This is a genomic window from Serratia sp. OS31, assembly GCF_014164835.1.
GTDB classification, from domain to species: domain Bacteria; phylum Pseudomonadota; class Gammaproteobacteria; order Enterobacterales; family Enterobacteriaceae; genus Serratia; species Serratia liquefaciens_A.
This window is the reverse complement of the sequence record NZ_JACJFQ010000003.1, coordinates 146294-160254: the sequence shown is the minus strand read 5'-3', so window position 1 is coordinate 160254 and position 13961 is coordinate 146294. Positions and strand designations below refer to the sequence as shown.

Below are 13961 nucleotides of genomic sequence, written 5' to 3'. Positions count from 1 at the left end.
AAATATCGCTATAACAGACCGCAATAGCAGGATTAGGCTACCGCTTGACTGGTTGCTTCCGCCGCCAGGGCGGCTTGCACGGATCTGCGCTGGCTAATCAGCGACATATAGCGGGTTATCGCTGGCCAGTATTTTAGGTCGATGGAAAACTGATCCATCCAGCGCAGTACGGTAAACAGATAGGCGTCCGCGACGCTGAAAGCTTCTCCCAGTAGAAACGACTGTTCGTCCAGCGTCTGAGCAACAAAATCGAGGCGACGTCGCAGCTTGTCGCGAAACAGCATTTTGACTTCTTCCGGCAGGGTTGAGTTGAACAGCGGGCTGGATCCCGCGTGGATCTCGCCGGTAATGAAATTCAGCCACTCCTGCAAGCGCACCCGTTCGAAGGTCGCGTTTGGTGGGGCCAGCCCGGCCTCAGGGCGCAAATCCGCCAGATACTGCACGATGGCAGTGCCTTCGGTGATCACCTGACCGTCGTCCAGCATCAACGCGGCGACGTAACCTTTGGGATTAATTCGATAAAAGTCTCCGCCGTCGGCGCTGCGCTTGGTGCGGTTATTGACGCGGATCAGTTCGAACGGCAAATCCAATTCCCGCAGAACGATATGTGGCGAGAGGGAGCAGGTATCGGGCGCAAAATAGAGTTTCATCGGCATATTCCTGAGGCACAAAGCGACATCGCTTGGTCGTCAGAATGCCGTCGGCGCCGCCAACAGAAAAATTAGAATCTCAGAAACCCGGTATCAGCTCAGCTACTGACGGGCAACGGCAGATGATCCTGTAGATAGTGCAGCAGAGTTTGCACTGGCGCGGAGCCTGCACCGGCGAAAGAACAAACCAGGCCAAAATGGCGATAAAGTGGCGTGCTCAGCGGCAGGGCGCAAATGCCTGGCGTATCTGCAGGTATGACCGATGCGGGCACCAGCGATACGCCGATCCCTTCACGTACCAGCGTCAGTGCGGTGTTCCAGTCACTGACGGTGACGCGGACATCCATCAGCGCCAAACCTGCCTGTTGCGCCAGCAACTGAGCATTGAGCCGGCAACCTCCGGTGGCCAAGACAAACGGCTGTTTGACCAGTTCGCTAAAATCTATCGGCCGGCGATTTCTGGCAAACTGATGAGCAGCGGCCGTCACGGCAAGCCATAGGTCTTTTCCCAGTGGGTGGCTTTGCCGTTCCGGTTCCGGATTCAACACTATGCCCACGTCGGCAGCTTCCAATGCCAGCCAGTTTTCGACCTCCAGATCGGTGCCTTCCAACTGAACCAGTTCAATGGCGGGAAAACGGCGGTGAAATTTGCGCAGCAACGGGGGCAACAGCAGAGCAAATGCCGAAGGGAAACTGGCCAGGCGTATTTTGCCGGCGTGCGAACTTTGCGCCTGCTGCGCGCAGCGTTGGATTGCATTGAGTTCGGCCAGCATGGTGCGGGCATGGGCGACGATTTGTTCACCACTTTGCGTTAGCGTAACGCTGTGCGGTAGGCGAACCAACAACGGAGTGTTCAACGCCTCTTCCAACTGAGCGATGGCCTGGCTGGCGCCGGACTGAGTCATGCCGCATTGACTTGCCGCCAGGGTGATCTTGCCGCTGTCGGCTACGGCAACCAACAGACGCCAGTGGAGAAGATTCTGCATCGAAGGCCCGCCCGGTGTTGTTTGAGAGACAAAAAAAAGCGGCTGAGTAGCCGCTTTTCAGGATGACAATCTGTGCCGTTACAGAACTTCTGCGTCGGCAATACCGTCCAGATAACGTTCTGCGTCCAGCGCCGCCATACAACCGGTGCCGGCGGAGGTGATCGCCTGGCGGTAGATGTGGTCCATCACGTCGCCGGCGGCGAATACGCCGGGGATGGTGGTTTGGGTGGCATTGCCGTGAATGCCGGACTGCACCTTGATATAGCCGTTTTCCAGTTCCAACTGACCACCGAAAATGCTGGTGTTCGGGCTGTGGCCGATGGCGATAAACACGCCGGCCAGCGCCAGTTCACGCGTTTCATTTTCCGCTTTGGTGCTGCGAATGCGTACGCCGGTCACGCCCATTTCGTCGCCCAGCACTTCGTCCAGGGTGTGGTCGGTGTGCAGCACGATATTGCCGTTTTTCACTTTTTCCATCAGGCGGTTGATCAGGATCTTCTCTGAACGGAAGCTGTCGCGACGGTGGATCAGGTGAACTTCGGCCGCGATGTTGGACAGATACAGCGCTTCTTCTACCGCCGTATTGCCACCGCCAACAACGGCGACTTTCTGATTACGGTAGAAGAAACCGTCGCAGGTAGCGCAGGCGGAAACGCCTTTGCCTTTGAAGGCTTCTTCTGTCGGCAGGCCAAGATAGCGGGCTGATGCGCCGGTGGCGATAATCAGCGCATCACAGGTGTATTCGCCATTGTCGCCAAACAGACGGAATGGACGATTCTGCAGATCAACGCTGGTGATATGGTCAAACACGATCTCGGTCTGGAATTTCTCTGCATGCTCGCGCATACGCTCCATCAGCGCCGGACCGGTCAGGTCTTCGGCATCACCCGGCCAGTTTTCCACTTCGGTGGTGGTGGTCAGCTGACCCCCTTGTTCCATACCGGTAATCAACACCGGGCTCAGGTTGGCGCGCGCTGCGTAAACCGCGGCGGTGTAGCCAGCCGGGCCGGAGCCCAGAATCAATAATTTGCTGTGTTTAGCCGTGCCCATGAATAACCTCTTTTCCCACAATGGCGGACAATGGGTTCGATTGTAGGGAAAATGCGGCATTAAAAAAAGCGTCAGGGGATGTTGTTAACGATTTGTTTGATAGTCATTGCCTATTAATTATTGTTTTGCTGCTAAAGCGAGCGCAAAACGCAGCAATTTAACTTATGGAAGCCGCTGGCGGGCGTTGGGGCCTCAAGTGACCGGAAACAGCACATTAAGCGGGTTTAAGTGCCTTACCCACGGCGTTTTTAAGCCAGCGATTCATAACTAAAAACGGGGTGCTAACTTTTCATGACGGTACGTTCTTCTGATTTTGCTTCTTTTACTTTGACAATCCGCTGCGCATTTGCGAAAACATCATAGGAAGAAGAAATTATCCTCCCACCTGCAGTAAATCGTACGTATTTGCGGCGTTGGCGCAGGATTTTGCGCCGTTGCCGGATCCGCGTGCGGCAGGGGAGGAACATCGCGCAAGCGAATGGCACCTTTCTTCTTGCTTAAAACGCCTTGTGCAGAGTTTGACAGACAGGCTGCACAGCGGTGAATGATGGTAGTGAAGCATATGACAGGCATCGGGTCTTCGCTTGGAACGAGCCCTTACACATTGACGTTGGCTAGGGTGTGGCAAGTGCAGGGAAGAAAATAAGAGAGACAATAATAATGGCAGACAATAAGAAACGCCCGGGTAAAGATCTCGACCGTATCGACCGCAACATCCTCAATGAACTGCAAAAGGATGGGCGTATTTCGAACGTTGAACTTTCGAAGCGCGTGGGGTTATCCCCAACCCCGTGTTTAGAACGTGTGCGCCGCCTCGAGCGCCAGGGTTTTATTCATGGTTATACCGCATTGCTCAACCCGCATTATCTGGATGCGTCCCTGTTGGTCTTCGTGGAAATCACGCTGAACCGCGGTGCGCCGGATGTGTTTGAGCAATTCAACTCAGCAGTTCAGAAGCTTGAAGAAATTCAGGAGTGTCATCTGGTGTCCGGTGATTTCGACTATCTGTTGAAAACCCGCGTGCCGGATATGTCCGCTTACCGTAAGTTGCTTGGCGAAACCTTGCTGCGTCTGCCGGGGGTTAACGACACCCGTACGTACGTGGTAATGGAAGAAGTGAAACAGAGCAACCGTCTGGTTATCAAAACACGGTAGGGTGCAGGTGCAAAACCTGATTAAATTGGTTACACTCCTGTTTATCCATACAGTTTCAGCGCCGGGGATGCTTCTCGGCGCTGTTGCTATGTCAGCTAACAGGAACCTGGAGAGCCTTTCTTGAGCCAGGAATATACAGAAGATAAAGAAGTTACCTTGAGAAAACTCAGCAGCGGTCGCCGTTTGCTCGAAGCTGTGTTGATTGTGGTAGCCATATTTGCCATTTACCTCATGGCTGCCTTGGTCAGTTTCAATCCCTCTGACCCAAGCTGGTCGCAGACCGCGTGGCATGAGCCGATTCATAATCTGGGCGGTGGCGTCGGGGCCTGGATGGCCGACACGCTGTTCTTCACCTTCGGGGTACTCGCCTATGCGATACCGCCGATCATGCTGGTGTTGTGCTGGGCGGCTTATCGTCAGCGCGGCAGCGGCGAATACATCGACTATTTTGCGCTTTCCCTGCGCCTGATCGGCACTTTGGCGCTGGTGCTCACTTCGTGTGGCCTGGCGGCACTGAATGTCGACGATCTCTATTACTTTGCCTCCGGCGGCGTTATCGGCAGCTTGCTGAGCAACGCCATGCTCCCCTGGTTCAACGGCATTGGTGCAACTTTGGCGCTGCTGTGCGTTTGGGCTGCGGGCCTTACGCTGTTTACCGGCTGGTCATGGCTGGTGATTGCCGAGAGGATCGGCGGCGTGGTGCTGGGGACGGCCACCTTTATGACCAACCGCTCGCGCCGTGATGATCGTTATCACGACGATGACGACCGTTACGTCGAAGATCAACCCGAATCGGTAGAGAAAGGGGCAGCGATTGCTGCGGCCTCGAACGCGGCTGCGGCCAATGCGGCGGAAGACGACGTCTTGTTCTCAGCGCCTTCGGTGACGGAAACCGCCAAAATGGCGGCGGAAGAGGTTGAGGATCCGTTGCTCAGCGGCCTGCGGGCGAATGACGACGAAGATGCCGATGCCGCGCCTGTCGTGCCAGCGGTGGCTCGTGAACCTGTCACCGCAGCCCCGGTTGTGGCACAGGCTCCGTCGGTTACGGTAGCCCCAACGGCGCCGGCTTCGGTGAACCAGAGCCCGATGAGCGCGCCAGCGGAAAACAGTGCTCCACCACTGTATTCGTTTGAAATTCCTGAAGAGACGCCGACGCCGAAGGTAACGCGTCCGGCCGATCCTTACCAGGACGATGACGAACCGCGCATGGGGAACTGGGACGCGCCGGCAGCATCTCCGTCGCACGATCGTTCTCCCTTTGATTTCTCCGCCGCTCAACGCGATAGCGCTGACGTCAGTGCTCCGGCCGGTTTCAGTGCCGGTGAGCCTGCGGTGCCATCGTTCGGCAGCGTGAAACCTCAGGCGCAGGCTGCAGCAACGGCAGCTGCCGGCGCTGTTGCCGCCAATACCTTTATGCCGGCCTTTACGGCCACCAGCGACGCTAACTCGCAGGTCAAACAAGGGCTCGGTCCTGAGTTGCCGCGTCCGAATCCGGTGCGCATCCCAACCCGGCGTGAACTGGCTTCTTACGGCATCAAGCTGCCTTCGCAGCGCATGGCCGAACAGGAACAGCGTAACCGTGGGGACGACGAGCCATTGCCGAATGCGAATGCTCTTCCGTCAGATCAAGACGATGAAGCCTTGCAGGAGGCGGCGCTGCGTCAGGCGTTTGCCGAGCAGCAAAACCAACGTTATGGCGAGGAGTACGCGCAGGAGAGCCAGGACGACGAGGCTGCTTTGCAGGAAGCCGCACTGCGTCAGGCATTTGCCGAACAGCAAAATCAGCGTTATGGGCAGCAAGACGCTGCGCCATCGGTGCAGCGAACCACGCCGGTAGATACTCGCAATGCGTTTGGTTTCTCGCCGATGGATGATTTGGTTGACGATGGCCCGGTTGAGCCGCTGTTCACCCTGTCGCCACAGCTTGAAGAACGCATCGAGCAGCAAAGCGAACGTGAGGATGATGTGCCATTCGGCCAGTTTGAGCCAGCCGCGCCGGCTTATGCGCCGCAAACGCAACCTCAAACTCCGCCGGTACAATCCTACCAGTCTGCGCCGCCTGCTTATCAGCCGCAGCAACAACCGCCTGCGCAACAGCAACCACCGGCCTATCAGCAACCTGTGGCGCAACCGGCGCCGACCGCTCCGCAGCAGCCGGCAATGGACAGCCTGATCCACCCGTTCCTGATGCGCAACGATATGCCGCTGCAAAAACCGACTACGCCGTTGCCGACGCTTGATCTGCTGACCGAAGCACCGAAAGAGGTTGAACCGGTGGATTCCTTCGCGCTGGAACAGAAGGCGCGTTTGGTGGAAGCCAGCCTGGCCGATTATCGGGTGAAAGCCGACGTGGTAGACATTTTGCCAGGCCCGGTCATCACCCGTTTCGAACTGGATTTGGCGCCGGGCGTTAAAGCGGCGCGTATTTCCAATCTGTCGCGCGACCTGGCGCGTTCACTGTCAACTTCCGCGGTGCGTGTGGTTGAGGTGATCCCCGGCAAGCCCTACGTCGGCCTGGAGTTGCCTAACGTTAAGCGTCAGACAGTCTATCTGCGAGAAGTGCTGGATTGCCCGGCATTCCGCGACAACCCGTCGCCGCTGGCTATCGTCTTGGGTAAAGACATCTCCGGCGAGCCGGTGGTGGCCGACTTGGCGAAAATGCCGCACCTGCTGGTCGCGGGGACCACCGGTTCCGGTAAATCGGTTGGGGTCAATGCCATGATCCTGAGCATTCTGTATAAGGCCACGCCGAAAGAAGTGCGCTTTATCATGATTGACCCGAAAATGCTGGAGCTGTCGGTCTATGAAGGTATTCCGCACCTGCTGACGGACGTGGTTACCGACATGAAAGACGCCGCCAATGCCTTGCGTTGGTGCGTCGCCGAGATGGAACGACGCTATAAGCTGATGTCTGCGCTCGGCGTGCGTAACCTGGCTGGTTACAACGAACGTGTCGATCAGGCCGAGGCGATGGGACGTCCAATCCCGGATCCGTTCTGGAAACCGACCGACAGCATGGACATCACGCCGCCGGTTCTGGAGAAAGAGCCTTACATCGTGGTGATGGTCGACGAGTTCGCTGACCTGATCATGACGGTCGGCAAAAAGGTTGAAGAGCTGATTGCGCGTCTGGCGCAGAAAGCGCGTGCGGCGGGTATCCATCTGGTACTGGCAACTCAGCGTCCTTCGGTGGATGTGATCACCGGCCTGATCAAGGCCAACATCCCGACCCGTATCGCCTTTACCGTGTCGAGCAAGATTGACTCGCGAACTATCCTCGATCAGGGCGGTGCTGAATCGCTGCTGGGGATGGGCGACATGTTGTATCTGGCCCCTAACTCCTCCATTCCGGTTCGTGTGCATGGTGCATTTGTGCGCGATCAGGAAGTGCATGCGGTAGTTAAGGATTGGAAAGCGCGTGAGCGACCTCAATATAAAGAGGGTATCCTCAACGGCGGTGACGACGGTGAGGGCGGTGCTGGTGGCGGTCTGGAAGGTGATGAAGAGCTGGATCCGCTGTTTGACCAGGCGGTGGAGTTTGTGGTGGATAAACGCCGCGCCTCCATTTCCGGCGTACAGCGTCAGTTCCGTATCGGCTATAACCGCGCCGCGCGCATCATCGAACAGATGGAAGCGCAGGGCATCGTCAGCGAGCAGGGGCACAACGGCAACCGCGAGGTGCTGGCGCCGCCACGGCATGACTGACGAAGCTTTAATCGTTGTTATTTAATAATAAAGGGCCGCTTAGCGGCCCTTTAGACTGATGACAAACACCCGAAAAACGGGGTTTCGGATGTTTGGTGTAAACCTGAAACGTAATCCTTTGTTTTTATTAGTACACAAAACCTAACTTTTAAGTACAGAGGACTTTGGCAGCCCTTGTGCAAAGAAGCGTAAACCACCGGCTTCTCGGAACATTGACCTATCTGCCTGCGAATAGCTTCGGGTAGAGTAAGGGTGTTAAGGGTTAATTTGACCCGCACGGCACCGCCTTGCGGTAAACGCATTTCATAAGGTATCTGGAATAATGAAAAAACTGTTAGTTGCCTGTTGTCTGCTTTCGGGATTCGCGTCCACCTCTGTGCTGGCCGACGCCGCGCAGGATTTGCAAAGTCGTCTGGCGAAAGTGAACAGTTTCCACGCCAGCTTCTCCCAGACCGTGACCAGCAGCGATGGTGCTGCGGTGCAGCAGGGGGAAGGTGAACTTTGGGTGAAACGCCCGAACCTGTTTAATTGGCATATGACCTCGCCGGACGAGAGTGTGCTGGTGTCGGATGGCCAAACCTTATGGTTCTACAATCCTTTTGTTGAGCAAGTCACCGCGACCTGGTTGAAAAATGCGACCGGCAATACGCCATTTATGCTGATCACCCGCAACAACGCCAACGACTGGAAACAGTACAACGTTAAGCAGAAAGGCGATGATTTTGAGCTGACGCCAAAATCCAGCAGCGGCAACCTGAAGCAGTTTGCCATTACCGTGACCAACAGCGGCACCATCCGCAGTTTTGCTGCGGTTGAGCAGGATGGCCAGCGCAGTTCTTACGCGCTGAAAAGTCAGCAGAACGTTGCTGCTGATGCCAGCAAATTCAAATTTACCCCGCCGAAGGGGGTGACGCTGGACGACCAGCGCCAGTGAGGTCTGCGTGAGTAATATGTCGCTCGATTTTTCCCAGAATGAGTTCCAGCCATTGGCCGCGCGGATGCGGCCAACCACGCTGGCGCAATACATCGGCCAGCAGCACCTGCTGGCTGCCGGTAAGCCTTTGCCGCGTGCCATTGAGGCGGGGCAACTGCATTCGATGATTCTGTGGGGGCCGCCCGGCACCGGGAAAACCACGCTGGCGGAGTTGATCGGCCGCTACGGCCAGGCGGACGTCGAGCGAATTTCCGCAGTAACATCGGGCATCAAAGAAATCCGTGAGGCGATTGAGCGGGCACGACAGAATCGTGACGCCGGTCGTCGCACCATTTTGTTTGTCGATGAGGTACACCGTTTCAATAAAAGCCAGCAGGATGCCTTCCTGCCGCACATCGAAGACGGCACCATTACCTTTATCGGGGCGACAACCGAAAACCCGTCCTTTGAGCTTAACTCGGCGCTGTTGTCTCGCGCCCGTGTGTATTTGCTGAAAGCGCTGACTGCAGAAGATATCAGCCAGGTGCTGGATCAGGCGATGCAGGACAACAGCCGGGGGTTTGGCGGCCAGAATATCGAGCTGCCGGAAGAGACCCGTCGCATGCTGTCGGAACTGGTGGGCGGCGATGCGCGCCGGGCGTTGAACAGCCTGGAGATGATGGCGGACATGGCGGAGATCGACGCCAAAGGCATTCGCGTGCTGACGCCGCAGTTGCTCAAAGAAGTCTCCGGCGAACGCAGTGCGCGCTTCGACAATAAAGGCGATCGTTTTTACGATCTTATTTCGGCGTTGCATAAATCGGTGCGCGGCTCAGCCCCGGACGCCGCGCTGTACTGGTATGCCCGCATTATTACCGCCGGAGGCGATCCGCTGTATGTGGCGCGCCGGTTGCTGGCCATTGCTTCGGAAGATGTCGGCAATGCCGATCCCCGCGGTATGCGGGTGGCGATCGCCGCCTGGGACTGCTTTACGCGCGTTGGTCCGGCCGAAGGTGAGCGTGCGATTGCTCAAGCGATCGTTTACCTGGCCTGCGCGCCAAAAAGCAACGCCGTTTATACCGCCTTCAAAGCGGCCATGCGCGATGCTAAAGAGCAAGCCGATTACGATGTGCCCGAGCATTTGCGCAATGCGCCAACCAAGCTGATGAAGGAAATGGGGTTAGGCGCGGAGTACCGTTACGCTCACGACGAACCCAATGCCTATGCTGCCGGCGAGGACTATTTTCCGGCCGAAATGGCCAGGACGCGTTACTATCATCCAACCGCACGCGGGTTGGAAGGTAAAATCGGCGAAAAGCTGGCATGGCTGGCTGAGCAGGATCAAAATAGCCAGACAAAACGCTACCGCTAGCGTTGCCGTTGCGGTAAGGTTAGCGGGTACCACTCTTCCTTTATGCGGCTTTTAAACAGCCGAATAAAACAACAAATTTTCTTTCAATAACAATAAGCACAGGATTAGCATGCTCGATCCCAATCTGCTGCGTAATGAGCTAGACGCAGTCGCCGTCAAACTGGCTCGCCGAGGCTTTAAACTCGATCTGGATCTGCTGCGTTCTCAAGAAGAGCGTCGCAAAGTTCTGCAGGTAGAAACTGAAATGCTGCAGGCAGAACGTAACTCCCGATCGAAATCCATCGGCGCGGCTAAAGCGCGCGGGGAAGACATTGAGCCGCTGCGTCGCGAAGTCAACGAGCTGGGTGACAAGCTGGATATTGCCAAGGCCGCACTGGATCAGCTGCAGACTGAAATCCGCGATTATGCGTTGGCGATCCCGAACCTGCCGGATGATTCAGTTCCTGATGGCAAAGACGACGGCGATAACCAGGAAGTTAGCCGCTGGGGCGAGCCGCGCCAGTATGATTTCCAGGTACGCGATCACGTTGATCTGGGCGAAATGGCTGGTGGCCTGGACTTCGCTGCCGCCGTAAAACTGACCGGTTCACGCTTTGTGGTGATGAAGGGGCAAATCGCCCGTATGCACCGCGCGTTATCCCAGTTCATGCTGGATCTGCATACCGAACAGCATGGCTATCAGGAAACCTACGTGCCTTACCTGGTCAACCATGCCACGTTGTACGGTACCGGCCAGTTGCCGAAGTTTGGTGAAGATCTGTTCCACACCAAACCGCTGGAAGAGGAATCCGACAGCAGCAACTATGCGCTGATCCCAACGGCAGAAGTGCCGTTGACCAACCTGGTGCGCGACGAGATCCTGGAAGAGGAATCGCTGCCGCTGAAGATGACCGCGCATACGCCATGTTTCCGTGCCGAAGCCGGTTCTTATGGTCGCGATACCCGCGGTCTGATCCGCATGCACCAGTTCGACAAGGTCGAGATGGTTCAAATTGTCCGTCCGGAAGACTCCATGGCGACGCTGGAAGAGCTGACCGGTCATGCGGAGAAAGTGCTGCAACTGCTGAACCTGCCGTACCGTAAAATGTTGCTGTGTACCGGCGACATGGGGGCAGGCTCGTGCAAGACCTACGATCTGGAAGTGTGGCTGCCGGCGCAGAACACGTACCGCGAGATCTCATCTTGTTCCAACATGTGGGATTACCAGGCCCGCCGCATGCAGGCTCGCTGCCGTAGCAAAACCGAGAAGAAGCCGCGCCTGGTGCATACGCTGAACGGTTCTGGTCTGGCAGTCGGTCGTACGCTGGTTGCCGTGCTGGAAAACTACCAGTTGGCCGATGGCCGTATTCAGGTGCCGGAAGTATTACGACCGTATATGGGCGGCCTGGAATATATCGGCTAAATTATTGCCTGTTCTATGAAAAGCGCCTGCGGGCGCTTTTTTTATAAGAAAACTATTATCCTTTTGTTCGAAAGGACTTTTTCTTTCATCTCCTTCCCCCGCTTTATTGATAGCAGACAAAGTTCACTACCCACTTCTGAGTAATATCCCTCTATAGAGGAGGGTTTTTACTCAAGCTCATCAGCAGACATCAGTTCTGCCTCCTCTGCTCGCCGCCTTGAGTCAAAGGCATGACGTTTATCAATACCAGGGTAAAACGTGGAGTGAGTTATGTCGGAAAAAAAAGAAAATAGCCAAGTGTCTGCAGGCGTCAGCCGCCGCGCCTTGGTAAAGTCCGGCGGTATCGTTGGACTGGCTATGGCCGTGGGTGGCATAGCCTTGCCGTTTAGCCGCCGGGCATTGGCGGATTCAATCAGCGAAAGTGTGCAAAAAGCCACGCAAGATAAAGTGGTTTGGGGGGCTTGCTCGGTCAACTGCGGCAGCCGCTGCGGCTTGCGCTTGCACGTGCGTGATAACGAAGTCTATTGGGTCGAAACCGATAACACCGGACTGGACGCATATGGCGACCATCAGGTACGAGCCTGTTTGCGTGGCCGTTCGATTCGCCGCCGCATGAATCATCCCGATCGTCTGAATTACCCGATGAAACGCGTTGGCAAGCGGGGGGAAGGCAAGTTCAAGCGTATCAGTTGGGAGGAAGCTTTTGATGCCATTGCCGACAACCTGAAACGCATCGTCGGACAGTACGGTAACGAAGCGGTATATATCAATTACACCTCGGGCATCGTTGGCGGCAACATTACCCGTTCGTCGCCGAATGCGTCGCTGGTCGCTCGACTGATGAACTGCTATGGCGGTTACCTCAGCCAGTACGGCACTTACAGCACTGCGCAAATCGCCTGCGCCATGCCCTATACCTATGGCAGCAACGAAGGTAACAGCACGTCTGACATCGAAAACAGCAAGCTGGTGGTGATGTTCGGTAACAATCCGGCGGAAACGCGAATGAGCGGTGGCGGCATTACCTATTATCTGGAGCAGGCGCGTGAACGTTCTCATGCGCGCATGATCGTTATCGATCCGCGTTATACCGATACGGCTGCCGGGCGTGAGGATGAATGGATCCCTATTCGTCCCGGTACGGACGCGGCATTGGTTGCCGGGCTGGCGCATGTTTTGATCAGCGAAGAGTTGGTCGACCAACCCTTTCTGGATCGGTATTGCATCGGCTATGACGAAAAAACCTTGCCTGCCGATGCGCCGGTAAATGGGCACTATAAGGCTTACATTCTTGGGCAAGGTGAAGACGGCGTTGAAAAGACGCCGCAGTGGGCGGCGAAGATTACCGGCATTCCGGCCAATCGTATTATCAAACTGGCCCGGGAAATAGGCACGGCGAAACCGGCCTATATCTGCCAGGGATGGGGGCCACAGCGACAGGCCAATGGCGAACTGACCTCGCGTGCAATCGCCATGCTGCCCATCCTGACCGGCAATGTTGGCATCAATGGCGGCAACAGTGGGGCGCGTGAATCGACCTACACCATTACCATTGAGCGAATGCCGGTTCTGGCTAATCCGGTCAAAGCGCAGATCTCCTGCTTTAGCTGGACCGATGCCATAGTGCGTGGCCCGGAGATGACCGCCAAACGTGACGGGGTACGCGGGCAAGACAAACTGACCGTGCCGATCAAGTTCATTTGGAACTATGCCGGTAACACCATCACCAACCAGCATTCTGACATCAACAAAACCCACGATATTTTGCAGGACGAATCCCAGTGCGAAATGATCGTGGTGCTCGAAAACTTTATGACCTCTTCGGCCAAATATGCCGACATTTTACTGCCCGACCTGATGACCGTCGAACAGGAAGACATTATTCCCAACGACTATGCCGGTAACATGGGGTATCTGATCTTTATCCAACCTGCGACCCCTGCGAAATTTGAACGCAAGGGCATCTATGAGGTGCTGAGTGAAGTGGCGCGCCGGCTGGGGCCAGAGGTGCATCAGAAGTTTACCGAAGGGCGTACCCAGGCACAGTGGTTGCAACATTTGTACGCCAAAATGCAGGCCAGGGATCCGCTGCTGCCGGGTTATGAAGAGTTACGCAGTATGGGGATTTATAAGCGCAAAGATCCCAATGGGCATTTCGTGGCGTACAAAAAATTCCGCCAGGATCCCGAAGCGAATCCATTAAAAACGCCGTCCGGCAAGATAGAAATCTATTCCTCCAGGCTGGCCGACATCGCCGGCAGTTGGCAGTTGGAAAAAGACGAAACCATCAGCCCGTTGCCAATTTACGCCTCTACCTTTGAAGGCTGGGACGATCCTCTGCGCCACACTTACCCATTGCAAATGTTTGGCTTCCATTACAAGGCCCGTACCCACTCTAGCTACGGCAACATCGATGTGTTGCAGGCGGCCTGTCGCCAGGAGGTGTGGATCAACCCCCTGGACGCCCAGTCACGCGGCATTATCGGCGGCGACCAGGTGCGGGTATTCAATGGGCGTGGCGAAGTGCGTGTCGAAGCCAAAGTGACGCCGCGGATCATGCCTGGCGTTGTCGCTATGGGGCAGGGAGCCTGGCATCAGGCCGACATGCGCGGTGACCGTGTCGACCATGGTGCCTGCATGAATACCCTGACCACCCACCGGCCTTCGCCGTTGGCTAAGGGCAATCCGCAGCATACCAACCTGATTCAAATCGAAAAGGTATAAGGGG

General features: G+C 56.2%; 9 protein-coding genes. 6 read left to right on the top strand and 3 right to left on the bottom strand.

All coding sequences use genetic code 11. The features are described 5' to 3' along the window. Positions 1 to 32: 32 nt before the first annotated feature. From gstA to trxB, 3 genes are all read right to left on the bottom strand, one after another. The gene (gene gstA / locus H5P17_RS04580; protein ID WP_182821523.1) at positions 33 to 650 is read right to left on the bottom strand and encodes a glutathione transferase GstA; all 618 of its coding nucleotides are present in this window, start codon (positions 648 to 650) and stop codon (positions 33 to 35) included. A gap of 98 nt (positions 651 to 748) precedes the next feature. Continuing rightward, positions 749 to 1636, bottom strand: a complete 888-nt coding sequence (locus H5P17_RS04575; RefSeq protein WP_182821521.1) for a LysR family transcriptional regulator — start codon at positions 1634 to 1636, stop codon at positions 749 to 751. A gap of 78 nt (positions 1637 to 1714) precedes the next feature. After that, complete coding sequence (gene trxB / locus H5P17_RS04570) at positions 1715 to 2686, bottom strand: thioredoxin-disulfide reductase (RefSeq protein WP_044549490.1); 972 nt, start codon at positions 2684 to 2686, stop codon at positions 1715 to 1717. Positions 2687 to 3346: 660 nt separating this feature from the next. Between trxB and lrp the strand changes: the two genes are divergently transcribed. The 6 genes from lrp to ynfE all read left to right on the top strand — a co-directional run bounded on the left by lrp (position 3347) and on the right by ynfE (position 13957). Beyond that, positions 3347 to 3841, top strand: a complete 495-nt coding sequence (lrp, locus tag H5P17_RS04565; RefSeq protein ID WP_004928318.1) for a leucine-responsive transcriptional regulator Lrp — start codon at positions 3347 to 3349, stop codon at positions 3839 to 3841. Positions 3842 to 3961: 120 nt separating this feature from the next. After that, positions 3962 to 7546, top strand: a complete 3585-nt coding sequence (locus tag H5P17_RS04560) for a DNA translocase FtsK 4TM domain-containing protein (protein ID WP_182821519.1) — start codon at positions 3962 to 3964, stop codon at positions 7544 to 7546. Between the two features lie 322 nt (positions 7547 to 7868). Further along, positions 7869 to 8480, top strand: coding sequence for an outer membrane lipoprotein chaperone LolA (lolA, locus tag H5P17_RS04555; RefSeq protein ID WP_044549499.1), 612 nt, complete (start codon positions 7869 to 7871; stop codon positions 8478 to 8480). 7 nt (positions 8481 to 8487) lie between these two features. Continuing rightward, complete coding sequence (locus tag H5P17_RS04550) at positions 8488 to 9831, top strand: replication-associated recombination protein A (RefSeq protein WP_182821518.1); 1344 nt, start codon at positions 8488 to 8490, stop codon at positions 9829 to 9831. Positions 9832 to 9940: 109 nt separating this feature from the next. Beyond that, the gene (serS, locus tag H5P17_RS04545) at positions 9941 to 11233 is read left to right on the top strand and encodes a serine--tRNA ligase (protein WP_044549504.1); all 1293 of its coding nucleotides are present in this window, start codon (positions 9941 to 9943) and stop codon (positions 11231 to 11233) included. A gap of 270 nt (positions 11234 to 11503) precedes the next feature. Further along, complete coding sequence (ynfE, locus tag H5P17_RS04540; RefSeq protein ID WP_182821516.1) at positions 11504 to 13957, top strand: selenate/tellurate reductase subunit YnfE; 2454 nt, start codon at positions 11504 to 11506, stop codon at positions 13955 to 13957. Positions 13958 to 13961 lie beyond the last annotated feature (4 nt).